We start from the raw sequence: 24585 nt of genomic DNA, 5'->3' as shown, positions 1-24585 counted from the left end.
ACAAATACCCCCCGCGGCCGTTGGCCACCATCCACGGGCTCGACTCCCGATCAGCCGAGACTACGACCACTGGCTACCGCACACCACGCCGTAAGTGCCCGGATGTACACCTGCGTCAGATCCGAGCCCGGCGCAGGTGCACAGCCGGGCTCTCAGGCCGCTCCTCCTGCCTCCTGCTCCTGCTGCGCCGCCGCGGCCCAGACCCGCGGCGAGCCGCCGGGGGCGAACCGCGCCACCCGCGGCGCGGGCACCAGACCGGGCAGCATGGCCTGCCAGAACAGGGTGATCCGAGCCTCCAGATCCGCCCGCCCGGTGAACAGTTGTGCCAAGGTCTGGATGCCCAGGAAGGAGCCGACAATCAGCTCCGCGACGGCCGTGGCGTCCAGATCGGCCCGGACGTCGCCCACCTGCTGCGCCTGGAGCAGCAACTCCGCCAGGCGCTCGGCCCAGGCGCGGTGCGAGGAGCCGTCGGGCTCGGTGTAGGTGTGTTCCAGCACCAGCCGCGCACTCGCCCGGATCCGTACGTCCCGGGTCAGCGCCCGGGCGAAGCCGTGAGTCAGGTCGATCACCACCTGCAGCGGCGGACCCGCCACGTCCACCTCCTCGTACCAGGAGGTCTCCTCGGCCACCACCGCCGCGGCCAGCTCCTCCTTGGAGGAGAAGTGGAAGTACAGGGCGCCCTTGGTCAGGCCCGCCCGGTTGTGGATGTCGGACAGCGTCGCCCGCGCGAAGCCCCGCTCGTCAAAGACTTCCGCCGCCGACATCAGGAGCTTGCTCCTGCTCTCCTCAGCACGTTGCTGCCTTGCCACGATTTGGTCTCCGCACGTCCATTGAAAAAAACCGACCCGAAGGTATTCTATAGCCTCAGCGGGTGAACCTGAGGGTACCCGTCGGCGATGCACAGCGGCTCGCACACCACTCTGGGGGTACACCATGTCCATCAGCACCCTTGGCACGCGCGAACGGTCCACCACCGCTCCACTCAGCCACGAGCACGAGTACGACCAGCCCGAGCGCACGGTTCCGCGCCACCTGGTGCACCGGCTCGCCGTCTCCGAGGTGCTGCTGACCGACTGGCAGCGCGAGTCGCCCGAGGCCTTCACCCTTCGCGCCCAACTGCCGCGCGCACACAGCTTCTACGACACGGCGGACGGCAGACACGACCCGCTGCTGCTGGTCGAAGCCGTACGCCAGGCCGGCCTGCTGATCTCCCACGCCGAGCTGGGCGTCCCGTACGGACACCGCTTCCTGATGCACAGCCTCAGCCTGGAGTGCGACCCGAACGGCCTTCGACTCGAAGCCACACCCGCAGATCTGCTGCTCCGTCTGACCTGCCACGACATGCGTCACCGCGGCCGCAGACTGGCGGGCATGGCCTACCACGTGCACCTGTACCGGGGCGGCACTCCGATAGGCATCGGCAAGTCCCACTTCGACTGCCTCGCCCCCGCTGTCTACGACCGCCTGCGTTCCCGCCCGCAGCACCTGACGCCCGCACACCTGCCCGCACCGCCGCTCAGCCCGTCCCTGGTCGGCCGCGACCGTCTGCGCGACGTCGTACTCTCCCCCACCGCTGACGAGAACACCTGGGAACTGCGCGTCGACCAGACCCACCCGGTGCTCTTCGACCACGCCGTCGACCACGTCCCCGGCATGCTGATGATCGAGGCCCTGCGCCAGGCCGCCTGGCTCGCCAGCAGCCCCAACGGCTTCGACCTGCGCTCACTCCAGGCCGACTTCCACCACTACGCCGAACTGGACCGCCCCTGCCTGGTCCACAGCGCGGTCAGCTCCGACTCCCTCGCACTGACCATCACTCAGGACGACGTCACCGTGGCCTCCGGCCGGGTCGCCCTCCAGCACTGACACCACCCGGGCCCCGGGGCCGACTCCCACGCGACCGGTCACGGGCGACTCGCTCCGCCGGTGGAGGGGACCCCCTCCACCGGCGAGGACATCGAGCCGCGCAGGTCGGCTGATCTCCCCTTTCGGGGGAGTCGACGCTTCGATCGGTTTTGTTCGCTCCACCGTCGGTGATCCCTTCGGGCGGCCCTGATCCTCAGGCACAACCCGAGTGGAGCTGCGCATGTCCGACGTGGCCTTCGTCGGCGTCACGATCATCGTGTTCGCCGTTCTCGCCCTGATCGCCAAGGGGGTGGAGAAGCTGTGAGCGCGGACAACATCATCGGGCTGATCGTGTCCGTCGGCCTGGTCGGCTACCTGGTCGTGGCTCTGATCCTCCCGGAGAAGTTCTAGTGGACCCGACCCTGGCGGGATTCCTGCAGGCCCTAGCCCTGGTCGCGGCGCTCGCCCTGTCGCACCGCCCGCTCGGCGACTTCATGGCGCACCTGCTCACCAGCGCCAGGCACCTGCGCATCGAACTCGGGCTCTACCGCGTCATCGGGGTGGACGGCGACGCCGACCAGACCTGGTCGGTCTATCTGCGGAGCATGCTGGCCTTCTCTGCGGTCTCGGTGCTCTTCCTCTACGCCTTCCAGCGGCTGCAGAACCACCTCTGGCTCTCCCTCGGCTTCCCTGCCGTGCCGGCGCCGACCGCCTTCAACACCGCCGCCTCCTTCGTCACCAACACGAACTGGCAGTCCTACTCCGGTGAGGCCACCATGGGCCATCTGGTGCAGATGGCCGGGCTCGCGGTGCAGAACTTCGCCTCGGCCGCCGTCGGCATCGCGATCGTCGCCGCTCTCATCCGGGGCTTCACCCGCAACCGAACCGACCGGGTCGGCAACTTCTGGACCGACCTGACCCGGATCATCGTGCGGCTGCTGCTGCCCGCCTCCTTCGTGATCGCCATCGTCTTCGTCGCCTCCGGCATGGTGGAGAACCTGCACGCGGCCCATGCCGTTACCACGCTCACCGGCGCCACCCAGTCCGTCACCGGCGGACCGGTGGCCTCGCAGGAGGTCATCAAGGAGCTCGGCACCAACGGCGGCGGCTTCTACAACGCCAACTCCGCGCACCCGTTCGAGAACCCCAACCCGTTCACCAACTGGCTGGAGATCTACCTCCTGCTGGTGATCTCCTTCTCGCTGCCGCGCACCTTCGGCACGATGATCGGCGACCGGCGCCAGGGCTACGCGATCCTCGCCGTGATGTCACTGTTCTGGGTCGCCTCCGCCTCCCTGATGACCTTCTTCGAATGGCAGCACCACGGCAGCGCGCCACACGCCGCCCACGCCGCGATGGAGGGCAAGGAGGTCCGCCTCGGCATCGCCGCCACCGCCCTGTTCGCCTCCTCGACGACGCTCACCTCGACCGGCGCGGTCAACGGGGCGCACGACTCGCTGACGCCCCTGGGCGGCGGCGTGGCCATTGTCGACATGATGCTCGGTGAGATCGCGCCCGGCGGAACCGGATCCGGCCTCTACGGCATGCTCGTCCTCGCGGTCGTGACAGTGTTCGTCGCCGGTCTGATGGTCGGCCGCACCCCCGAGTACCTGGGCAAGAAGCTCGGCGCGCGGGAGATGAAGTTCGCCTCGCTCTACATCCTGACCACCCCGGCGATCGTGCTGGTCGGCACGGGTGTGGCGATGTCCCTCAAGGGCGAGCGCGCCGCCATGCTCAACAACGGCGCCCACGGCTTCTCCGAGGTGCTCTACGCCTTCACCTCGGCCGCCAACAACAACGGCTCCGCGTTCGCCGGACTGACCGTCACCAGCACCTGGTGGAACAGCGCGCTCGGGCTGGTCATGCTCTTCGGCCGGTTCCTGCCGATGGTCTTCGTGCTGGCCCTGGCGGGCTCCCTGGCCCGGCAACATCCGGTGCCGGCCGGGGCGGGGACGCTCCCCACGCACAACGCGCTGTTCGTCGGGATGCTCTCGGGCGTGGTGCTGATCGTGGTCGGCCTCACCTACTTCCCGGCCCTGGCACTGGGACCGCTCGCGGAAGGCCTCCACTGATGAGCACGAACGCGCCTACCGCCGCGCCGGAGACCCACCGGGTCTCCGGCGGGCTGATGGACCCCAAGCAACTCCTCGCCTCCCTGCCGGACGCGGTGCGCAAGGTCGACCCGCGGGTGATGTTCAAGAACCCGGTGATGTTCGTCGTCGAGATCGGGTCGTTCCTGACCACCTACTCGGCCATCCGCCACACCAGCGTGTTCGCCTGGGTGATCACCGTGTGGCTGTGGCTGACCGTGGTGTTCGCCAACCTGGCGGAGGCCGTCGCCGAGGGCCGCGGCAAGGCCCAGGCCGAGACCCTGCGCCGGACCAAGACCGACACCCTCGCGCGTCGGATCGTCGGCGGCTGGAGTCCAGGGGCCGTCTCGGTGCCCGAGGAACAGGTCGCGGCCACCGAGCTCAGGCTCGGCGACTTCGTGATCGTGGAGGCCGGCCAGGTCATCCCCGGTGACGGGGATGTGGTCGAGGGTGTCGCGAGCGTGGACGAGTCGGCGATCACCGGTGAGTCGGCGCCGGTGATCCGCGAGTCCGGCGGTGACCGCTCGGCGGTGACCGGCGGTACCAAGGTGCTGTCGGACCGCATTGTCGTGAAGATCACCTCGGAGCCCGGCAAGACGTTCATCGACCGCATGATCGCCCTGGTCGAGGGCGCAGCGCGGCAGAAGACGCCCAACGAGATCGCCCTCAACATCCTGCTGGCCTCGCTGACCATCGTCTTCCTGCTCGCGGTCGTCACCCTGCAGCCGATGGCCAAGTACGCCGGAGCCGAGCAGACCATCGTGGTCCTCGTCGCCCTCCTGGTCGCCCTGATCCCGACCACGATCGGTGCGCTGCTGTCCGCGATCGGCATCGCGGGCATGGACCGGCTGGTGCAGCGCAACGTGCTGGCCATGTCGGGGCGCGCGGTCGAGGCGGCCGGCGACGTGTCCACGCTGCTGCTGGACAAGACCGGCACGATCACCTTCGGCAACCGCCAGGCCGCCGAGTTCCTGCCCGTCGGCGCTGTCGACGTCGCCCGGCTCGCCGACGCGGCCCAACTCTCCAGCCTGTCCGACGAGACGCCCGAGGGCCGGTCCATCGTCGTGCTGGCGAAGGAGAAGTACGGGCTGCGGGCCCGGCACCAGGGCGAGTTGTCGCACGCGACGTGGATCGAGTTCACCGCCCAGACCCGCATGTCGGGCGTGGACCTCGACGAGCCGTCAGGAGTCCACGCCACGCGGAAGGGCGCCGCAGGCTCCGTCGCCGCCTGGGTCAGGGAGAATGGCGGCAGCACCGGCAACGAGCTGGACATCGCGGTCGAGCGGATCTCCAACCGGGGCGGCACCCCGCTGGTCGTGGCCGAACACGTTGCCGGAGACCCGGCCCGCGTCCTCGGCGTGATCTACCTCAAGGACGTGGTCAAGCAGGGCATCAAGGAACGCTTCGAGGACCTGCGCATGATGGGCATCAAGACCGTCATGATCACGGGTGACAACCCGTTGACGGCGGCGGCGATCGCCGAGGAGGCGGGGGTCGACGACTTCCTGGCCGAGGCGACGCCCGAGGACAAGATGGCCCTGATCCGCAAGGAGCAGGAGGGCGGCAAGCTGGTCGCGATGACCGGCGACGGCACCAACGACGCCCCCGCGCTGGCGCAGGCGGACGTCGGTGTGGCGATGAACACCGGTACCTCGGCCGCCAAGGAGGCCGGGAACATGGTGGACCTGGACTCCAACCCCACCAAGCTCATCGAAATCGTGGAGATCGGCAAGCAACTGCTGATCACCCGCGGCGCACTGACGACGTTCTCCATCGCCAACGACGTCGCGAAGTACTTCGCGATCATCCCCGCGATGTTCGCCAGCGTCTACCCGGGGCTCAGCAAGCTCAACATCATGCACCTGCACAGCCCGACCTCGGCGATCACCTCGGCGATCATCTTCAACGCCCTGATCATCATCGGCCTCATCCCGCTCGCGCTGCGCGGCGTGCGCTACAAGCCCTCCTCAGCGGGTGCCCTGCTGCGCCGCAACCTGGGTGTCTACGGCATCGGCGGCCTGATCCTGCCCTTCGTCGGGATCAAGATCATCGACCTGATCATCCAGTTCATCCCCGGCCTGCGGTAATCGCGAGCTCCTGAGAGAGAGGGTGAGCACGCTCATGGCAAAGCCCCTGCCGTCCCTGGTCCGGCTGCATCTGACGGGTCTGCGGACCCTGCTGGTACTCACCGTGGTGTGCGGCCTGGCCTACCCACTGGTGATCACCGGCATCTCCCAGGTCGCCTTCTCCGGACAGGCCAACGGCTCCCTGGTGAAGGCGAACGGAAGGGTCGTCGGCTCCAGCCTGATCGGACAGAACTTCAACCTGCCCCAACTGGACCCCAAGGCCGCTCCCGCCCCCGACCCGCGGTGGTTCCAGCCGCGTCCCTCCGCCGCGGGAAGCAACGGCTACGACCCGACCGCGTCCGGCGCCTCCAATCTGGGACCGAACGACGCCGGCCTGACCCGGACCATCCAGCAGCGGCGCGCGGCCGTCGCCCTCTTCGACGGCGTCGCCCCCGGCTCGGTGCCTCCCGACGCGCTCACTGCCAGCGGCTCTGGCCTCGACCCCGACATCTCTCCCGCCTACGCTTATGAGCAGGTCAACCGCGTCGCCCGAGCCCGCCGACTGCCCCCGGCCCAGGTCCGCAGCCTGGTCACGTCCCATATCCGGGGCCGCAGTCTCGGATTCCTTGGGCAGTCGAGGGTCGACGTGCTCACGCTCAACCTGGCGCTCGCCCGGCTCGGCTGACCCGGATCGGCAGGGGAAGGGACCTCCCGTGACGCAGCCATACAGCCCCGACCCGCGCGGCCACACCCGCTCCACCCCGGGCAGGCTCAAGGTCTACCTCGGTTCCGCGCCCGGGGTGGGCAAGACCTACCGGATGCTCGACGAGGGTCGGCGACGGTTGGACCGCGGCACCGACGTCGTCGTCGGCTACGTCGAATCCCACAATCGCCGCCGGACCGAGGAACGGCTCGCCGGTCTGGAGGTCCTCCCCCGACTGCACCGCGAGTACCGCGGTGCGCAGTTCACGGAGATGGACGTCGACGCGGTCCTCGCCCGGCGCCCCGAGGTCGCCCTGGTCGACGAGCTTGCCCACACCAACATCCCTGGCGGCAAGCACGCCAAACGCTGGCAGGACGTGCGGGACCTGCTCGACGCCGGCATCGATGTGCTGACCACGGTGAACATCCAGCACCTGGAGTCCCTCAACGACGTCGTGCAGAAGATCACCGGCGTGCCGCAGCGCGAGACCGTCCCCGACGAGGTGGTCCGCCGCGCCGACCAGATCGAACTCGTCGACATGCCGCCGGAGGGCCTGCGCCGCCGCATGGTCCACGGCAACGTCTACGGACCCGAGAAGGTCGACGCCGCCCTGTCCAACTACTTCCGGGTCGGCAACCTCATCGCACTGCGCGAACTCGCCCTGCTCTGGCTGGCCGGCCGGGTGGACGAGGGACTGCAGCGCTATCGCGCCGAGCACGGCATCGGCGGCGTCTGGGAGACCCGCGAACGCGTCGTGGTCGCGCTCACCGGCGGCCCCGAAGGAGAGACCCTGGTCCGCCGCGCCGCCCGCATCGCTGACCGGGCGTCCGGCGGCGACCTGCTCGCCGTGCACGTGGCCCGAAGCGACGGGCTGGCCGACGCCTCCCCGGCCGCGCTGTCCGCGCAGCGTCAGCTGGCCGAGAGCCTCGGCGGCAGCTACCACTCCGTCGTCGGCGACAACATCCCCACCGCCCTGCTCGACTTCGCCCGCGCCGAGAACGCCACCCAGCTGGTGCTGGGCACCAGCCGAAGAAGCGCTCTGCTGCGCGCCGTCACCGGACGCGGCATCGGCGAGACCACGGTCGAACTCTCCGGCGACATCGACGTCCACATGGTCACCCACGAGCAGTCAGGCCGCGGCCGCCGCCTGCCCATGCCCGGCGGGCCGCACCCGACCATGCAACGCGTCGCCGGTGCCACAGCCGCCCTCGTGGCCCCGGTCCTGCTCACGCTGGTGCTCACGCAGACCCGGGGATCACTCAACCTGACCAGCGAGGCACTGCTCTACCTGCTGACCGTGGTCGGCGTCGCCTGCCTCGGCGGCGTCGCCTCCGCCCTCCTCGCCGCCCTGACCACCTCGCTCCTGCTCAACTACTACTTCATCCCGCCGATCCACCAGTTCACCATCGACGAGCCCAACAACGTCCTGGCCCTGGCGGCGTTCGCCGCCGTCGCCGTGATCGTGAGCACCATCGTCGAACGGGCCACCCTTCTGTCCCACCGCGCCGCCCGGGCCACCGCCGAAGCCGAGACGCTCTCGGCTCTCGCACGCAACGTCCTCGGCGGCGAGCAAGCGATCCCGGCGCTGCTCGCCCGGCTGCGGGAGACGTTCGGCATGGACAGCGTGTCCCTGGTGCGACGCGGCAGGAGCGGCCCCGACACCGTCCTGGCCACCGCAACGACGGCGACCGACCGTGGTAGCGGAGCCGAAGGGGACGCGGCGCTGGAGGAGGTCTCCGTCGGCGGCGACGCCGTACTCCTGCTGCGCGGGCGTCCGCTCCCCGCAGCGGACCGCCGCGTGCTCACCGCTTTTGCCGCGCACGTCGGCGCAGCCCTGGAGCGGGAACGGCTGACCGAGGCCGCGGCCGAGGCCGAACCGATCGAGTCCGCGAACCGGTCGCGCGCGGCGCTGCTGGCCGCCGTCAGCCACGATCTCCGGGACCCGCTGTCCGTGGCGGTCGCCGCGGTCACGTCGCTGGACAGCCAGGACATCGAACTCCCGGCCGAGGACCGACGGGAGCTCTTCGCCGTCGGCAGGGCCGCACTGGGCAAGCTCGCCCGGCTGGTCGACGACCTCCTGGCGCTGAGCCGGCTGCACACCGGCAGCCTCGCCCCCGATCTGCAGCCCACCACCGTGTCGGAGTCCTTCCTCGCAGCACGGGAAGCCCTCGGCGAGGTACCGGCGACGGTGCAGGAGGACGGACTTGACGATGCGCCGGCTGTCCTGGCCGATCCGGCGCTGCTCGAGAGGATCCTCGCCAACCTGCTGGCCAACGCCCTGTTGCGGACCCCCGAGGGAGCGGAGATCCAGGTCTCCGCACGTTCGCTGGGGGACCACGTCGAGGTCCTGGTCGCCGATCGGGGTCCCGGGGCTCCGGTCACCGACCGGGACAGCGTCTTCGACCCGTTCCCGCCCGCCGGCGAGAGCGTCGACGCCCGCGGGAGCGGCGTCCGTCTCCCCCTCGCCCTGTCCCGAGGGTTCGCCGAGGCCATGGGCGGAAGCCTCACACCCGAGGACACCCCGGGCGGCGGACTGACCATGGTCCTTGCCCTCTCCACCGCGGAGTAGCGGCGCAGTAGCGGGGCCGCGCGCGGCCGGCTGGTGCCGACGGGCGGACGTGGCGGCGCGTGCGGGCACCCAGCAGCCCTCCGCCGGTTTGCCCCCACTAGGGTTCGCCCTGAACAGGCCGGCAGGACAAACACGAGGTGGTGCGCGGTGTCGACGAACACGGCAGGGACGGACGGGCCGGTCGCCGACGAGGGCTCGACGGGCAGTCAGGAGCGGGACCGGCTCACCGTGCCGCAGGGCCTGGCCGCGCTGTCACTGGACGCGCTGGCGTCGGTGGCCTACGGCCCCGAGGCCATCGTGGTGGTGCTGGCCGCGGCGGGCAGTCACGGGCTCGGGTTCACGCTGCCGGTCACCATCGCGATCGTGGTCCTGCTGGCGGCGCTGACCTTCTCCTACCGGCAGGTCATCGCCGCCTTCCCGAACGGCGGTGGCGCCTACGCCGTCGCCGGACGCCACCTGGGACGCCGGGTAAGCCTGGTCGCGGCCGCCTCGCTGATCATCGACTACGTACTGAACGTCGCGGTCTCGGTCTCCGCCGGCGTCGCCGCGCTCACCTCCGCCTTTCCTTCCCTCTACGCGGACCGGGTCGTGCTGTGCGTGGTGGTGCTGGCACTGATCACGGCGGTCAACCTGTACGGGATCGCGGAGTCGGCGAAGGTGATGATTGTGCCGACCGTCGTCTTCGTCGTGGCGATCTTCGCCGTGATTGTGGTCGGACTCCTGCGGACGCATCCGGCGACCGAACCGACCCACCCGGTGGCGTCCGCCACCAGCAGCGTGGGACTGCTGCTGCTCCTGCGCGCCTTCGCGTCCGGTTGCTCGGCGCTGACCGGGGTCGAGGCGATCGCGAACGCCGTGCCGACCTTCCGCAGCCCACGAGTGCAGCGGGCGCAGCGCACCGAGGTCGCGCTGGGGGCGCTGCTGGGCTCCATGCTGCTGGGCCTGTCGCTGCTGATCGACAAGTTCCACGTTGCCCCGAGCAACTCCAAGACCGTGCTGGCCCAGCTCACTGACGCCGCGTTCGGCCACAACATCGGCTTCTTCGTGGTCCAGATCGCCACGATGGTGCTGCTGGCCCTGGCGGCGAACACCTCATTCGGCGGGATGCCGGTACTCACCTCACTGCTGGCCCGCGACAACAACCTGCCGCATGTCTTCGCCCTGCGCGCGGATCGGCAGGTGTACCGGCACGGTGTCGTGGTCCTGGCGGGCGCGGCCCTGGTGCTGCTGATCGGTTCCCGGGGCGACACCCAGGCGCTGGTGCCGTTCTTCGCCATCGGGGTCTTCATCGGTTTCACGATCTCCCAGATCGGCATGGTCCGGCACTGGCGCGTCGAACGCGGCGCGGGGTGGCAGGGCCGCGCGGCGCTCAACGGACTGGGCGCGCTGCTGACAGCCGTGGCACTGGTCATCGAACTGGTGGCGAAGTTCACCGAGGGCGCGTGGCTGGTGTTCCTGGTGGTCGCGATTCTGGTCGGGCTGTTCGAGGTGATCCACCGCACCTACCGGCAGATCGGCCTCGGACTGCATCTGGGCGAGGTGCCCGGCCCGCCTCAGCCACAGCACTCGCTGGTCATCGTCCCGGTCGGCGCGGTCAACCTGCTCACCCAGGAAGCGATCGGGGCCGCGCTCTCGCTCGGCGACGAGGTGCGTGCGGTCACCGTGGTCCACCCGGACGACCAGGACCCCGAGAGCGCCCAACGGATCCACGACGCGTGGAACGCGTGGCAGCCGCACGTCCCGCTGACCGTGCTGACCAGCCCGAGCCGGTCGCTGACCCGCCCGATCGTGGACCACCTCCGCGCGCTGGAAGCCGAGGCCGACCACGACCGCCTGGTGGTGCTGATCCCCGAGATGCACCTGCCCCGCCCCTGGCAGCGGCTGCTGCAGAACCAGCGCGGAGCGGTCCTCGACCGCGCCCTGCGCCGCTACACCGACGCCGTCATCTGCCGCCTCCGGTTCCGCATCGACGTCCCCCGCTGACGTGTCGCCGCCTCGGTCCCGGCACTCAGCCGAGCTGGTCGCGCCCGCCGCCAAAGTGCCGTCAAGATTCGCCCCGTCTGCGTCAGGGTGGCATCAGGAACGGAGTGCCTTGCCCGGGAAGCCCGCACAGTGAGTGCTACGAGAGTCGCTGACCGCCGTACGGGTGGATGGGCGGGGGGACAACTCGCGGAGAGAGCCGCCCGAGAACGGCCACGGTCGGCGAGCACGGATCGTATGTGAAGGAAGACTCCTCCTGAACCCGGAAGGGCCAGGAGGGCGGACCCCGCGCGGCGGGCTGGTGGTCTGGGCGCTCCTCCTGGCTGGTCGAGAGGCTCGGCGCCCGCCGCGCGGAGGGTTCCGGCGAGGCATCCCCTGCTGGTCCAGGTCCCCGCCCAGTCGGCGGCCACCGCTGGGTTCCGAAAGTCCCTGTTCAGGGCGGTTAAAGGGTTGATAAGATGCCCGGACGGTGTGCCGGGAAGTCTGGTCGGCTCGGAGGATGGTCTGCTGCGATCCGCAGCGGCGCCCCCGACTCATGGACCAGAGGTCTGCGCAGATGCGAACGGTTGGCACCGTCCTGTTCCTCGTCGTACTGGCCACGGTGGTCGCCACCGGGGCCCGCCGCTGGCGCATACCCGCCCCCTCCCTGCTGGTCCTGGTCGGCCTCGCTGTCGCCCTGATCCCGGGCACCCCGCCCCTGCACATCGCCCCGCAGACCATCGGCCTGGTCGTACTGCCCCCGCTGCTCTACGCCTCAGCGGAGGAGCTGTCGCTGCGGGACCTGCGCACGGTGTGGAAGCCGGTGACCGTGCTTGCCATCGGCCTGGTCCTGGCGTCCGCCGCCGCAGTCGGCGTCCTGGCCGGATTGCTCACCCCGCTGTCGGCCTCCATGGCCTTCGTCCTGGGCACCGTGCTGGCCAGCACCGACCCGGTCGCGGTCACCGCGCTGGGCCGCCGCCTGGCCCTGCCCGGCCGCGTGCAGGTGCTGGTGCAGGCCGAGAGTCTGTTCAACGACGCCACCTCACTCGTGCTCTTCAAAGTCGCCGTCGCGATCGCGGTCACCTCGGGCACCGTGAGCTGGCAGAGCGCCGGCGGCGAGTTCGTCCTGCTCGCGGGCGGCGGCAGCGTGATCGGCGCGGCGGTGGCGGGCGTCGTGGCACTCATCCGCCGCCGTACCACCGACCCGGTCCTGGAGACCGTCATCGCGCTGGTCACCCCCTATGCGGCGTACGTGCTGGCCGAGTCCGCCCACACTTCGGGGGTAACCGCCGTGGTGGTCGCCGGGGTGCTGCTGGGCCGCTCCGGGCATCGCCTCACCGACGCGCGCATCCGGCTGCAACTGCAGGCCGTCTACGCGGTGGTGGTCTTCCTGCTGGAAAGCGTCGTGTTCAGCATCGTCGGCCTGGAGCTGCCCACCCTGGTACGCGAACTGCCCGCCGGCAGCGGACCGTGGCCACTGCCCGCCCTGGCCATCGCCGCCGCCCTGATCGCTCTGCGCGTGGCCTGGATGCTGCCGCTGTCCACCGCCGTCAAACCCGTCGGCGGCCGATCCTCATGGCGCGTTGCGGCAGTGGCGACCTGGGCCGGCACCCGCGGGGTGATGCCGCTGGCCGCCGCACTGTCCATTCCCCTGGTCACCGCCAACGGCGCCCCGCTGCCCGGACGCCCGCTCATCCTGACCCTGACCACTGCCGTCGTGGTCTTCACCCTCGTGGTCCAGGGCCTGACCCTGGCCCGGGTCGTGGGCCGCTCCGGACTGGCCCTGGAACCCGAGCACACCGCCCGCGAGGAGGCCGCCGCCCGCGACACCCTCGCCCGTGCCGGGCTGACCCACCTCGACCAACTCACCGGCCTGGAAACCGTCCCCGACGCCGCCGTCGAGCGTCTCCGCCGCAGCCTGGGTGCCCGGCTGGACCAACCCTCCGACCCCGACGAGGACTCCGCCGTCGGAGCCGACACCTTCCTGCGGGCCTACCGTGACCTGCGCCGCGAGGTCATCGCCATCCAAGGCGCCCAACTTCGCCGCCTGTACGACGAGCACCAAGTCAGCGACACCACCCGCCGACGCCTCCAGCACGACCTCGACCTGGAGGAGGCCGGCCTCGGCGACCGCTGACACCCCACGTGAAGTGCTGAGCCTGCGGGCCCGTCTGGCATCGATAGCATGCCCTTCACCATCCGTAGCTGGAACCTGGAGGCCCTCGCCCGGTTGCTCGCTGAGCGCGCTCCCAGGAGGCCCGAGCCCGTCAGACGCCGACTGCCCGAGCGACACCGTTCGCCGGGATAGGTCGAGTGGGCTGGGCGGCCAGCCGGGTATGCCTCGACGGGGGCCGGCGCCCCAAGTGCTGTGACCGCATAGGTTCACCGGGTTGGCTCGAAGATCGAGCGTAATCCCATTGCTGCTGCTCCGTGAGCACGGCAGGGTCTGCGTCATGCTTGAACTGCGCACTTTGGAAACAGACGACTGGTCGATCTGGAGGGAACTGCGGCAGGCAGCCCTGGCGGAGGCACCCTATGCGTTCGGGTCGACGCTTGCGGAGTGGCAGGGAGCCGGTGATCGCGAGGACCGCTGGCGTGCCCGTCTGGAGATTCCCGGCGCACACAATGTCATTGCGGTAGTCGACGGTCGGCCTGCGGGGATGGTCAGCGGCGTTCCAGTTGAGCATGGAGAAGACAGCGTTGAGCTGATCTCGATGTGGGTCAGTCCCGTGGCCCGAGGCAGAGGGGTAGGCGACTCCCTGATTCGGGAGGTTGAGCGGTGGGCTGCAGAGCGAGGTGCCAAGTCTTTGCGCTTGTCCGTGATGCCGGACAATATTAGGGCTGCCGCTCTCTACAAGCGCCACGGGTTCACGGACACGGGTGTGCCGGGTGACCTCCTGCCCGACGGCACGGGTAGAGAACAGATCATGGCCAAGGACCTGGCGAACAGTTAGGTAGATCACCGGGGCGCTTGGTCACGCAACCATGGCAACCGGGCGTCCGCCCCAGCGGATGCCCTTCTCGCTCCGGATGCGGGCGCGTTCACGGCGCTCGGCGGCCAGGATGTCGCGGTGGCGGGCGTTGGCGTTGCGCCAGCGCACGTAGGCGTGAGCTTGTCGTTTATGGTCCGGATGGTCGCTGGACCATAAACGACAAGCTGAGCGGGGTGGAGGCAGCACCTATCGGTCCGGCGCAGTCGGCCGTGTGGATCGGGTGGCGTTCGATCAGGCAGCTGGTTCTGCTGACGGTTCCATGGCAGATCGGCCACGGCGACCAGCGGGGGAGGGCAGTCCGAGCGGCTGGCTGACGCCGGCTTCGGGTGTTCCTGCCGGTGCTGGAGTCATCGTTGCGCCCCAGGCGCCCAGCGCGCGAATCGCGGGCTCGAGGCTGAGGCCTGTGTCGGTCAGTGTGTACTCCACGCGTGGGGGGACCTCCGCGTGGATGACGCGCAGGACCAGCCCGTGCTCCTCTAGGGAGCGCAACCGGTCGGTGAGGGTCTTGGGGCTGATGCCGACGAGCGAGGTCCGCAGCTCTGTGAAGCGCTTGGTGCCGCCGAGCAGGTCACGAATCACGAGCATCGTCCACCTGCCGTCGAGGATCTGCACGGCCCGGGCCACCGGGCAGCCGTCGTCGGCGCATTCCTCATCCATGACATCTCCCTGCTCGGACCCAATAGTTCAATTACGGATACTAGTTCACTCTTTGACAATCGACCCTGGTGCTCGCCTACCGTCACGGCATCGTCCACCTGCTGAACGGAGCATCACCCGTGCGAGCACTACGCATCACCCTTGTCACCGTCGGAGTCTTCCAGCTGGTCCTGGGGGCACTGTTCCTGCTGGCACCCGTGGCAGGCGCCGAGACGCTGGGCCTGCGCCCGGCAGCACCCTCGTGGGCGAACTGGCTGTTCGCGATGATGGCCGGCCGCTTCCTCGGCTATGCCTACGGCATGTTCACCGCGGCGCGGGCACCGCGCCTGCGCGTCGGCTGGATCGACACGATGATCGTCATCCAGGCCATCGACTGGATCGCCACGCTCGCCTACCTGGCCGGCGGAGACCTGAGCCTGAGCCAGGTCAGCACCGCCGCGTTCGCGCCGGCGCTCTTCATCGGCGCGCTCCTGTGGTTCCACCCGCGCCGACTGCCGGCCAACCGCTGACCGCCGACCACAGCCGAGGAGTCCCCCATGCGCCGCACCTACCGCACGCTCTACCGGCTGGGCATCGTTCCCTGGGACCAGCCAGGGGCGCCGGGGCCTCTCGTCGACATCGTCGAGGGCCCGACAGCGCTGCCACCCGCCCAGGCCCTCGACCTCGGCTGCGGTACCGGCCGCCAGGCTCACTACCTCGCCGCGCACGGCTGGTCGGTCACGGCCGTCGACTACGTACCCGAGGCCATCGCCACTGCCCGCCGCAGCCATTCGCAGGGCCACGTCGTCTGGCGTGTCGCGGACGTGACCGAGCCCCGTGCGGTCGACCCCGACGGCCGACTCGCCGGTGCCACCTCACTCCTGCTCGACAACGGCTGCCTGCACGGGGTCCCGGTGGGACGCAGGACGGGTTGGGCCACCACGGTCAGCACCCTTGCCGCACCAGGGGCCGTCCTCCTGGTGCGCGCCGCGCCGCGCCGACGCCGCGGTATCGGACCCCGCGGGATCGACGAGAGCGAGATCACCGCGCTCCTCGCCCGCCGTTGGCGACCGCTCGTAGCACTCGAGTCGACCTGGTTCTCCTACGCTCTGCTGCCAGCGAGTCCCCTGCCGAGCCAGGACACAGTGGGCGATCCCACGGCCCCTGCCGTCGAGCCAGCTGACCGGGGCGACCCAGGAGACCTGGTCGATCCGGGCGAGGTGGAGGGGTAGTTCACGAAATCCGCCCCGTTCGTCGGGCAGTGGGGCCGTTTCGCTCCCCCACGGCCAGCACCAGCCGGTTGTCGGCGGCACGCGGCAGCGGCAGTCCGGCCAGCGTGCGCCGCAGCCGGCCGACATCAAGACGCCCCTGGTTCAGTCCCGCGTACAGCCCGCCATGGCCGCGCCGATGCTCGGGTGCCAACGCCAACCCCACCACGACGCTATGTTCGATTCCAGACGATAAACGACAAGGTAAGTGCCTGTTTGCGATCCCGAGATACTGGTTGCGTTCGATTCGAATATGCGACTACGGGCGCTTGGGCTCCGCTACTGCACCAGTAGGCTCCCTGCGGCGATGCCCGGCGGGAGTCGGCAAGTAGATCGAGGGGAACACCATGAAGGTTCTGATCGCTTCGCCCTCCGCCAACGTGTGCTACTGGCCTGATCGTCAACGCGCGCTCCGTCCCTTCGTGGAGATCTTGCGAGAGCTCGGGGCCGAGCAGCGGAGCGATGACCTGAACAGGGAATCAGTGCCGTTCCGGCTTCGCCGAACGCGACATCAGTTCCTTCACGGCCGCCTGCGGGGCTTTCCCGCGGTGGACAATCTCCACGACCGTCTCGGTGATCGGCATGTCGACGCCGTGACGCCGCGCGAGATCGAGCACCGACTGGCAGGACGTGACTCCCTCCGTGGTCTGCTTCGCCGCGGCGACTGCCTCCTGCAACGTCATGCCCCGCCCGAGGTTGCTGCCGAAACTGTGCGTGCGCGACAGCGACGATGAACCAGTGGCCACGAGGTCGCCCATGCCCGCCAGTCCCGCGAAGGTGAGTGGGTCGGCGCCCATCGCCGCGCCGAGGCGCGTGGTCTCAGCGAGTCCCCGGGTGATCAGGGACGCCTTGGTGTTGTCCCCGAGACCCATGCCGTCGGCGATGCCGACGGCCAGCCCGATCACGTTCTTAACCGCGCCCCCGAGCTCGCAACCAACCACATCAGTGCTGGTATACGGCCGGAAATAGCCCGTATGGCATACGGCCTGCAGCCTCTTCGCGACAGACTCGTCCGTGCAAGCTACGACGCTCGCGGCGGGCTGGCGACAGACGATCTCGGGGGCCAGGTTGGGACCGGATACGACGGCGATATGCTCGGGCCCCGCGCCTGTGACTTCGGCGATGACCTGGCTCATCAGCTTGGCAGTGCCTAGCTCGACACCCTTCATCAAGCTGACCAGCACCGCTTCCGGGCCGATGAACGGGGCCCATGCGCCGAGATTGGCCCGCAGTACTTGCGAGGGCGTCGCCAGCACCACGAATTCGGCCCCCCGCGCCGCCCCAGCCGCATCCGTCGTCGCCTTGATCCCGGGCGGGAGTTCAACGCCGGGGAAGTAGTCCGGGTTGGTGCCCGTCGTGTTGATGGCGTCGACCAGTTCGGAACGACGCCCCCACAGAGAGACCTCACAGCCGGCGTCGGCAAGGACCATGGCGAACGCAGTCCCCCAGGACCCCGTACTGAAAACAGCGACACGGCTTGTCACCGGTCAGCCCCCTCCGCGATCGTGATCAAACAAGACCAGGCCCACCCTAGCCGCGCCAGTCATGGACAACGGCGAGAGGACCCAGCAGCAGGGACCCAAAGGCGCAGGCACCGCGGGGCCGCCATGACCACGCGCTTGCCTCTGCGGCCCTCCAGGAGCCATCCGATCGGGCTGCTCCCCAGACCAACTACCGGTCATAAACCAGTAGTCACCCCAGTGACTCACGGTCACCTCTTCACGAACTCTTGCGAGGACCCGCAATGCTGGCTGGAGCTGACATTCCTGTTGGCGCCAGCCAACACTCCGGTATACCGTTCCCCTCCTGGGAACCTCGCAGGTCAGCGGGGCTGCGTGACGATATGAGGCGCGCTTGACCGGTGGCTGCCTGGTCAGCCCTGGAGTTCACCCGACGTCCTTGCCGCCCAACGCCGGGAACGGGTCCAGATCCGCAGCGAGAAAGGCGTGCGCTGGGGCGGACGGCATCTCCTGGCAGCGTGACCGATTCGGCAGCTCCGCTTCGTCACGATCCACCGCCAGCCGCCCGCAGACGTCGCTCCGTCGGCGTCAGAGCCGCCGACGGCCGGATGTTCGCTCCCAGGACACCTTCGTCGTCGCACCGTGAGCCACCGCTAGAGTATGGCCACCGAAGATCCGGGACGAGGGGCAGGGCTGTCTGGTGGCGAACCGTGAGCCGGTCGTAGGAGTCGAGCGACTGCTGTTGTTCGGCGATGCCGTCTTCGCCATCGCGATCACCCTGCTCTCTCTCGACATCACCGTCCCCTCCGGACTGACGGGCCGTCAACTCAACCATTCCCTGCGGGATCTGATCCCGAGCCTGGGGGCGTACGCCCTGTCGTTCGGGGTCATCGGCGTCCAGTGGCTGGCACACCACTCCGTCCTGCGCAACGCGGAGCGTCTGGACACCTGGTTGATCCGGATCGACTTCGTCTTCCTGGCGACGATCGCGGCCCTCCCGTTCCCCGCACGCCTGTTGAGCGAGTACGGGTCGACGGCCGCGGCCACCGCCATCTACGCCGGATCGATCGTCCTCGCCTCGGCCTGCACCACCGCATTGGCGCTGCGGCTGCGTCAGAAGCCGGCCCTGCGCAAGGCCCACGTGCCACCCGACCGGATCAGGAGACCGGTCCTGCGCTCAAGTCTGATCATGGCGGTCTTCGGCACCTCGATCCCGATCACCCTCGCTTCCCCCAGCCTGGCCAAGTACTGGTGGCTGCTCTGCATCCCGGCCCTCCGCCTGATGGACCGCGCGGCCAGGAAGCCTGACGGCCCAGATGCAGCGTCGGCACCAGCTCAGGCGGCTGGGACGGAGACATCAAACCCCCCGTCATGAACGGTTCGGCGACGCTTCGGTCAGGTCGGTGTGCACGTGTTTCTCCTACAGCTGCTCGACAGTCAGCTGCTCGACAGTGACGGCCGGGTGCAGGCGGCGGGTGTGGTCGACTTCCCGCACGGAGCCGGTGAGGCGCAGCGGGACGATCATCCGGTGTTCGGTGCTGCTGGCGGAGATCCGCAGCTCCAACTCGCCCGGTTCGACGATGCGCCGGCCCTCGCGGCCGGTGAAGGAGGCCAGGTCGGCGGGCAGGTCGAGGATGACCCGGCAGCGCTCGCCCACCTCCAGTGGAATGCGCTGGTAGCCGATGAGGTGCTGGACCGGCTGCACGACGGAGGCCACCGGATCATGCAGGTAGAACTGCACGACCTCGCAGCCCGCGCGATCGCCGGTGTTGCCCACCTCGAAGGCGATCCGGAATTCTCCGTCGGTGCGGGTCTGGTCCACCATGACGTCCAGCGCGGACCAGGCGAAGGTGGTGTAGCTGATGCCGTGTCCGAATCCGTAGGCGGGGCTGGGGTCGGTGCTGGAGACATCGCTGCCCTGGGCCAGTCGCGCCGCCAGGTAGGTGGAGGGCTGCGCGCCTTTGAGGCGGGGAACGCTCACGGGCAGGCGGCCCGAAGGGTTGACGCGTCCGCTGAGGATGCCGGCGATGGCCTCGGTGCCGGCCTCACCGGGGAAGAAGGACTGCACGATCGCGGCGGCCCGGCTCTCCGCGTGGCCGAGGGCGTACGGTCGGCCCGCCAGCATGACCAGCACCAGCGGCGTGCCGACCTCCAGTAGCGCGTCGAGCAGTTGCTCCTGCACGCCGGGGAGTTGGAGTGACTCGGCGTCACAGCCCTCGCCGCTGGTGCCGCGCCCGAACAGGCCGGCCCGGTCGCCCAGGGCCAGGACGACGACATCGGCGTCGCGGGCGGCCGCGATGGCTTCGGCGAAGCCTTCGGTGCTGTCTCCGTCGACCGTCGCTCCCGGCGCGCTGACGATGTCGGCGTTCGGGAACTCCGCTGTCAAAGCCTTGCGCAGGGTGGGGAGTTCGATGCCGAGGGGGACCTGGGGGTGCTGGCCGCCGACGTGGACGGGGAAGGCGTAGCAGCCCAGGACGGCCGTTGGCGTATCGGCGTTCGGGCCGATCAGGGCGATCCGGGTGCGGTCGTTCAGCGGCAGCGTACCGTCGTTGGTGAGCAGGACGACGGCTTGCTCGGCCAGTTCCCGCGCGAGGGCGCGGTTGGCGGGGCGGTCCAGGTCGACGCTGCCGCGCAGGGCCTGCGGGGTGCTCAGATCGGCGTTGGCGAGTACCGGCGGAACGGGGTCCCAGTCCGGGTCCAACAGGCCGAGTTGGACCTTCTGCACGAGCACGCGACGCAGGGCGCGGTCGATCAGGTGCTCGGAGACGGCGCCGGAGGCGACAGCGTCGAGCAGAGGTTGACCGAAGGTCTTGACGGTGGGCAGTTCGACGTCGACGCCGCTGGCGAGCGCCAGTCCGGCTGCCTCGCCCCAGGTTCCGGCCACTCCGTGCAGCAGTTTGAGGAACGCGATGCCGAAGTAGTCGGCGACCACGGTGCCGTCGAAGCCCCAGGTGTCCCGGAGCAGTCCGGTGAGCAGGGACTCGTCCGCGGCGGAAGGTATGCCGTCGGTGTCGGTGTAGGCGTGCATGACCGAGCGCGGACGGCCTTCGCGTACGGCCATCTCGAAGGGGGTCAGGATGACGTCGGCGCGTTCGCGGGTGCCCATGGCGACGGGGGCCAGGTTGCGGCCGGCGCGGGAGGCGGAGTAGCCGGCGAAGTGCTTGAGGGTGGCGACGATGCCGGTGGACTCCAGGCCCTGTACGTAGGCGGTGGCGATGGTGCCGACCAGGTAGGGGTCTTCGCCGATGGTCTCCTCGACGCGGCCCCAGCGGGCGTCGCGCACGACGTCGAGGACAGGGGCCAGGCCCTGATGGACGCCGACGGAGCGCATGTCCCGGCCGATCGCTCGTGCCATGGTGCGCACCAGGTCGGGGTTGAAGGTGGCGCCCCAGGACAGTGGGACGGGGTAGGCGGTGGCGCCCCAGGCGGCGAAGCCGGCCAGGCACTCCTCATGAGCGAGCGCGGGGATGCCGAAGCGGTTGGCTGCGACGATGCGGCGTTGGGAGCGCAGCAGCGACAGTGCCCCGATCGCGGGGTCGACGGGTGTGCTGCCGAACGGACGGGTCAGCTGGCCCAGGCCGTGCGGCAGCAGCGTGTCGAGGTCCGGCGGCTGCTCCATCTCGTGCTGGTGCGGTGCGACTTCGCCTCCCTCGTCCGAGGCGCCCACCCACACGCCGACCAGTTGGGCGCTCTTCTCGCGCAGGGTCATCGCTGCGATCAGGGCGTCGGCCCGGGCCCGGGGGTCGAGGGTGGTGTCCTGCCAGGCGGGGACGGCGAGTTCGGTCCCCACGGCGGGGTTCATGTTGCCGGTCACTTTCCTCCGACCCCCATGAGCCCTTGGACCAGGGCGCGGCGGGCGAACAGGTAGACGATGAAGATGGGGAGCATGGAGAGCACCACGGCGCTGAGGAGTCCGGGGACGTCGACGCCGTGTTCGGTCTGGAAGTTGTACAGGCCGAGGGTGATGACCTTGGTGGAGTCGGACTGGGTGAGGATCAGCGGGAAGAGGAAGCCGTTCCATGCCTGCAGTGCCGCGAAGACGACGACGGAGGACAGTCCGCCCCTGGACAGCGGCAGGACCAGCTGCAGGAAGACCCGCCACGGGGAGGCCCCGTCCATCGCCATCGCCTCGTAGAGGTCGGGGGTGATGTCACGCATCGAACCGGTCAGTACCAACGTGCACACGGGCAGGCAGAAGGCGGCGGTCGGCAGGATGATGCCGATCAGGTGGTCGTAGAGCCCTGCCTGGCTGATGACGTAGAACATGGGCACGATCACCGCTTGGGCGGGGATGGCCAGGCCGAGCAGGAACACCCGGAACACGATGGTGATCCTCCGGCCCCGGGCCCGCACGATGGCGTAGGCCAGGGGCGGGACCACGAGCAGCACGATGGCGACGACGCTGACGGTGACGATCAGGGTGTTGAGGAAGTCCTGTCCGAAGCCGTTGGAGAAGTCGTTCAGATAGTTCTGCAGGGTCAGCTGCGAGGGGAAGGTGAGCGGTCCCTGGCTGGAGTAGTTGGAGGTGGTGCGGAAGGTCGAGATCAGCAGGACGTACAGCGGCAGACCGACCAGGAAGAGCCAGACCAGGGATCCGAGTCCGGCGGGGTAGTTGGGGCGCCGGCGCATCAGATTCCCTCCGCGGTGCTGCGCATCTTGTCGTAGCCGGAGAGTCGGACCACGGCCAGCGAGATCAGGGTGGCGACCAGGACCAGGACCAGGGCGATGGCCGAGCCGGCGCCGAAGTCGAAGCTCAGGAAGGCTTTGCGGTACATGTAGTAGGCGCTGACCGTGGTATCGGTGCCGGGTCCGCCTTGGGTGAGGATCAGCACCGTGTCGAAGGTGGTCAGTCCGCCGACCACCATCAGGATCATCGATGTGATCATGGTGTTGCGCAGCTGGGGCAGGGTGATGTGGAAGAACTGCCGTACCGTGCCGGCTCCGTCGATCGCCGCGGCCTGGTAGAGCACCTGCGGGACGGCGCGGGCCCCGCCCTGGTAGATCAGCGCGTGCAGGGGGGTGAACTGCCAGAGGCCGACGAAGGTCAGCACCGCGATCGAGCCGCTCTGGTTGCCGAGCAGGTTGCCGTTGCCGAACAGCCAGGTCAGCTGTGAGGGAACGCCGAAGTTGGGGTCGAGGATGGCCCGCCACACCACGGAGACGGCGGTCGCCGACAGCAGCAGCGGGACGAAGAATACCGCGGAGAGTACGGCCCGGTTGCGCTGGTGCCCCGCCGCCCAGACGCCCAGCAGGATGCTGATCGGCGTCTGGGTCAGCACGCCGAGCGCGGTCAGCAGCAGGGTGAGCCACAGACTCTGGATCATCACGGGGTCGTGGATGAGCTTGGTCCAGTTCGCCAGCCCGTTGAAGCGCGGCGCGGCGATGCCGTCCCAGCTCGTGAAGGACAGCACGGCGACCAGCACCAGCGGGAGGATCGCGAACAGCAGGAAGAACACGGTCGCGGGTACCGCCCAGGCGAATCCCGGGCGGGTCACCCCGACGCCGGCCCGGCGCGCCTTGAGGCGGCCGGACACGGCTGCGAAGGAAAGAGGGCTCATGGGTCCCGTGCTCACGAGTTGGACAGCGACTGCATCGCCTGGATGAAGCCGTTGGCGTCGGTCTTGCCGTCGAAGAACTCCTGAACGGCCGTGTGGATCGGTGTGGTCGCGGCCGGCGGGTACGCCTGATCCCACGACAGCTGGAACGAGGGCGCCGCCTTGACCAGGTTGAACTGGAACTGCGAGTAGTCCGGGTTGGCCGAGGTGGCCAGGAAGTTGGCCGTGTTGGTGGTGGTCGGCAGGTTCCCGATGGCCAACTGCGCCTTCACGAAGGCGTCGGAGTACATGAGCTTGAGGAAGGCCGCGACCGCGTCGGGGTGCTGGGTCTTCTTCAGCACCGAGTAGAAGTTGTTGGTGTTCCCGACGACGTTCGTCGGGTCGCCCTTGCCGCCGCTGACGGTCGGGAAGGCGCTGTAGCCGAGATCCGTCCTGGTGAAGTCCGGGTTGGCCGTCTGCTGGGTCGAGTACTCCCAGGAGCCCATCAGCTCGAAGGCCGCCTTGCCCTTGGCCAGCAGCGCCGGGGAGCCGCCGTCGGTGAACTTCACGGAGTCGAAGTTGCTGCCGAACGCTCCGGCGTCGATCAGCTGCTTGAGCATGCCGAGGGCCTTCTGGCTGTCGGGGCTCGCCCAAGCGGTCTTGTCACCGCTCAGGGCCTTCTGGAACAGCTCGGGCCCGGCGATCCGGTCATACATGTATTCGAACCACATCAGCGTGGGCCACTGGTCGCCGCCGCCCAGCGCGATCGGGGTGAGGCCCTTGGCCTTGAGCACCTTCACGTCGTTGACCAGGTCGTCCCAGGTCTGCGGGACGCTCAGGCCGGCGGCCGCGAGGACCTTCTTGTTGTCGAACAGCAGCACCGGCTGAGTGCCACGCATCGGGACGCCGTAGGACTTGCCGTCGACCACCGCCGTGTTGAACACCGACGGCAGGAAGTTGGACTTCAGCCCCGGATCCTTGGCGATCATGTCGTCCAGCGGAAGCAGCAGGCCGTCCTTGACGTACGGCTGGATGCTGCCGCCGCCCCAGTTGAAGAAGATGTCCGGGGCCTGCGGGGTGTTGATGATCGTATTGAGCTTGGCCTGGTAGTCGGCGCCGGGGATGGTGTCCAGCACCGCCTTGACCTTGGAGCTCTTGTTGAAGGTGTCGACGATCTGCTTCTCGACCGTGTTGCCGGCGTCGCCGTAGACGAGCACGTGGATCGTCCCCGAGTCGGCACTGGAGGACGAGCCCCCACCGCTGGACCCGCAGGCCGCAGTCAGCCCGAGAACGAGCGCAGTGGTTGCAGCGATCGCGGCGAATCTGTTGCGGGACGCACCAGTGCGAACAGAGGTCAGAGGAGACTCCATGGCCTGCCAATCCGTCGATTGTTTCGAGAAGATTGCCGAATGTCGTGGGAAACTTAGGCGTCTCACCGCCGACCGTCAAGAGGCCGGACGGT

Annotated in this window: 19 protein-coding genes and 3 pseudogenes; 13 read left to right on the top strand and 9 right to left on the bottom strand. The window is 69.2% G+C overall.

The window, feature by feature from the left end; genetic code table 11:
* Positions 1–152 precede the first annotated feature (152 nt).
* Positions 153–809, bottom strand: a complete 657-nt coding sequence (locus tag ABIA33_RS29565; RefSeq protein ID WP_370085728.1) for a ScbR family autoregulator-binding transcription factor — start codon at positions 807–809, stop codon at positions 153–155.
* A gap of 124 nt (positions 810–933) precedes the next feature.
* On the opposite strand from ABIA33_RS29565, the gene ABIA33_RS29560 reads away from it, so the two are divergent.
* From ABIA33_RS29560 to ABIA33_RS29520, 9 genes are all read left to right on the top strand, one after another.
* Positions 934–1866: a ScbA/BarX family gamma-butyrolactone biosynthesis protein gene (locus ABIA33_RS29560; protein ID WP_370085727.1), complete on the top strand. Its 933-nt coding sequence runs from the start codon at positions 934–936 to the stop codon at positions 1864–1866.
* Between the two features lie 300 nt (positions 1867–2166).
* A complete protein-coding gene (kdpF, locus tag ABIA33_RS29555; protein WP_370085726.1) occupies positions 2167–2256 on the top strand; it encodes a K(+)-transporting ATPase subunit F in 90 nt (29 codons plus the stop codon).
* Positions 2256–3917, top strand: a complete 1662-nt coding sequence (gene kdpA, locus ABIA33_RS29550) for a potassium-transporting ATPase subunit KdpA (RefSeq protein WP_370085725.1) — start codon at positions 2256–2258, stop codon at positions 3915–3917. Before kdpF ends, kdpA begins: the two co-directional genes overlap by 1 nt.
* On the top strand, positions 3917–6022 hold the full coding sequence (gene kdpB, locus ABIA33_RS29545; RefSeq protein ID WP_370085724.1) for a potassium-transporting ATPase subunit KdpB: 2106 nt from the start codon (positions 3917–3919) through the stop codon (positions 6020–6022). The genes kdpA and kdpB overlap by 1 nt, the downstream gene beginning before the upstream one ends.
* Before the next feature lie 34 nt (positions 6023–6056).
* Positions 6057–6686, top strand: coding sequence for a potassium-transporting ATPase subunit KdpC (gene kdpC, locus ABIA33_RS29540; RefSeq protein ID WP_370085723.1), 630 nt, complete (start codon positions 6057–6059; stop codon positions 6684–6686).
* Positions 6687–6714: 28 nt separating this feature from the next.
* Positions 6715–9273: a DUF4118 domain-containing protein gene (locus ABIA33_RS29535; RefSeq protein WP_370085722.1), complete on the top strand. Its 2559-nt coding sequence runs from the start codon at positions 6715–6717 to the stop codon at positions 9271–9273.
* Positions 9274–9420: 147 nt separating this feature from the next.
* Positions 9421–11256, top strand: a complete 1836-nt coding sequence (locus tag ABIA33_RS29530) for an APC family permease (protein WP_370085721.1) — start codon at positions 9421–9423, stop codon at positions 11254–11256.
* Positions 11257–11809: 553 nt separating this feature from the next.
* Entirely contained in the window at positions 11810–13369 is a 1560-nt protein-coding gene (locus ABIA33_RS29525; RefSeq protein WP_370085720.1) for a Na+/H+ antiporter, read from the top strand.
* 316 nt (positions 13370–13685) lie between these two features.
* Positions 13686–14186, top strand: coding sequence for a GNAT family N-acetyltransferase (locus tag ABIA33_RS29520; protein ID WP_370085719.1), 501 nt, complete (start codon positions 13686–13688; stop codon positions 14184–14186).
* Positions 14187–14207: 21 nt separating this feature from the next.
* Here ABIA33_RS29520 and ABIA33_RS29515 read toward each other — a convergent pair.
* Both ABIA33_RS29515 and ABIA33_RS29510 read right to left on the bottom strand, forming a co-directional pair.
* Positions 14208–14351: pseudogene (locus ABIA33_RS29515) on the bottom strand (IS630 family transposase); the annotation flags it as partial.
* A 105-nt stretch (positions 14352–14456) separates the two neighbouring features.
* Positions 14457–14882, bottom strand: a complete 426-nt coding sequence (locus ABIA33_RS29510) for a winged helix-turn-helix transcriptional regulator (protein WP_370085718.1) — start codon at positions 14880–14882, stop codon at positions 14457–14459.
* 68 nt (positions 14883–14950) lie between these two features.
* Here ABIA33_RS29510 and ABIA33_RS29505 point away from each other — a divergent pair, with 68 nt between their 5' ends.
* Together ABIA33_RS29505 and ABIA33_RS29500 are read left to right on the top strand one after the other, a co-directional pair.
* On the top strand, positions 14951–15391 hold the full coding sequence (locus tag ABIA33_RS29505; protein ID WP_370085717.1) for a hypothetical protein: 441 nt from the start codon (positions 14951–14953) through the stop codon (positions 15389–15391).
* 27 nt (positions 15392–15418) lie between these two features.
* On the top strand, positions 15419–16093 hold the full coding sequence (locus ABIA33_RS29500) for a class I SAM-dependent methyltransferase (RefSeq protein ID WP_370085716.1): 675 nt from the start codon (positions 15419–15421) through the stop codon (positions 16091–16093).
* A gap of 49 nt (positions 16094–16142) precedes the next feature.
* Here ABIA33_RS29500 and ABIA33_RS29495 read toward each other — a convergent pair.
* Both ABIA33_RS29495 and ABIA33_RS29490 read right to left on the bottom strand, forming a co-directional pair.
* A pseudogene (locus ABIA33_RS29495) lies at positions 16143–16295 on the bottom strand (transposase); the annotation flags it as partial.
* Positions 16296–16608: 313 nt separating this feature from the next.
* A complete protein-coding gene (locus ABIA33_RS29490; protein WP_370085715.1) occupies positions 16609–17613 on the bottom strand; it encodes an NAD(P)H-dependent glycerol-3-phosphate dehydrogenase in 1005 nt (334 codons plus the stop codon).
* Between the two features lie 405 nt (positions 17614–18018).
* Here ABIA33_RS29490 and ABIA33_RS29485 point away from each other — a divergent pair.
* Together ABIA33_RS29485 and ABIA33_RS29480 are read left to right on the top strand one after the other, a co-directional pair.
* Positions 18019–18111 (top strand): annotated as a pseudogene (locus tag ABIA33_RS29485) (IS630 family transposase); the annotation flags it as partial.
* A 178-nt stretch (positions 18112–18289) separates the two neighbouring features.
* Positions 18290–18964 (top strand): TMEM175 family protein, encoded by a 675-nt coding sequence (locus ABIA33_RS29480; RefSeq protein WP_370085714.1) that lies wholly within the window; start codon positions 18290–18292, stop codon positions 18962–18964.
* A 45-nt stretch (positions 18965–19009) separates the two neighbouring features.
* Here ABIA33_RS29480 and ABIA33_RS29475 read toward each other — a convergent pair whose 3' ends face one another.
* The 4 genes from ABIA33_RS29475 to ABIA33_RS29460 are packed head-to-tail and all read right to left on the bottom strand — an operon-like array spanning position 19010 to position 24493.
* On the bottom strand, positions 19010–21391 hold the full coding sequence (locus tag ABIA33_RS29475; RefSeq protein WP_370085713.1) for a beta-glucosidase: 2382 nt from the start codon (positions 21389–21391) through the stop codon (positions 19010–19012).
* An 8-nt stretch (positions 21392–21399) separates the two neighbouring features.
* Positions 21400–22218: a carbohydrate ABC transporter permease gene (locus ABIA33_RS29470; protein WP_370085712.1), complete on the bottom strand. Its 819-nt coding sequence runs from the start codon at positions 22216–22218 to the stop codon at positions 21400–21402.
* Positions 22218–23147, bottom strand: a complete 930-nt coding sequence (locus ABIA33_RS29465; protein WP_370085711.1) for a carbohydrate ABC transporter permease — start codon at positions 23145–23147, stop codon at positions 22218–22220. Before ABIA33_RS29465 ends, ABIA33_RS29470 begins: the two co-directional genes overlap by 1 nt.
* An 11-nt stretch (positions 23148–23158) precedes the next feature.
* Positions 23159–24493: an ABC transporter substrate-binding protein gene (locus tag ABIA33_RS29460; protein ID WP_370085710.1), complete on the bottom strand. Its 1335-nt coding sequence runs from the start codon at positions 24491–24493 to the stop codon at positions 23159–23161.
* Positions 24494–24585: the final 92 nt, after the last annotated feature.

The organism is Streptacidiphilus sp. MAP12-16 (assembly GCF_041262165.1).
GTDB lineage: Bacteria > Actinomycetota > Actinomycetes > Streptomycetales > Streptomycetaceae > Streptacidiphilus.
This window is presented reverse-complemented; position numbering and strand designations above follow the sequence as displayed.

Coding starts and splice junctions, on each gene's coding strand:
- ABIA33_RS29560 (WP_370085727.1), top strand. CDS start 934: ATGTCCATCAGCACCCTTGGCACGCGCGAACGGTCCACCACCGCTCCA.
- kdpB (WP_370085724.1), top strand. CDS start 3,917: ATGAGCACGAACGCGCCTACCGCCGCGCCGGAGACCCACCGGGTCTCC.
- kdpC (WP_370085723.1), top strand. CDS start 6,057: ATGGCAAAGCCCCTGCCGTCCCTGGTCCGGCTGCATCTGACGGGTCTG.
- ABIA33_RS29525 (WP_370085720.1), top strand. CDS start 11,810: ATGCGAACGGTTGGCACCGTCCTGTTCCTCGTCGTACTGGCCACGGTG.
- ABIA33_RS29520 (WP_370085719.1), top strand. CDS start 13,686: ATGCTTGAACTGCGCACTTTGGAAACAGACGACTGGTCGATCTGGAGG.
- ABIA33_RS29510 (WP_370085718.1), bottom strand. CDS start 14,882: ATGGATGAGGAATGCGCCGACGACGGCTGCCCGGTGGCCCGGGCCGTG.
- ABIA33_RS29500 (WP_370085716.1), top strand. CDS start 15,419: ATGCGCCGCACCTACCGCACGCTCTACCGGCTGGGCATCGTTCCCTGG.
- ABIA33_RS29475 (WP_370085713.1), bottom strand. CDS start 21,391: ATGAACCCCGCCGTGGGGACCGAACTCGCCGTCCCCGCCTGGCAGGAC.
- ABIA33_RS29470 (WP_370085712.1), bottom strand. CDS start 22,218: ATGCGCCGGCGCCCCAACTACCCCGCCGGACTCGGATCCCTGGTCTGG.
- ABIA33_RS29465 (WP_370085711.1), bottom strand. CDS start 23,147: ATGAGCCCTCTTTCCTTCGCAGCCGTGTCCGGCCGCCTCAAGGCGCGC.
- ABIA33_RS29460 (WP_370085710.1), bottom strand. CDS start 24,493: ATGGAGTCTCCTCTGACCTCTGTTCGCACTGGTGCGTCCCGCAACAGA.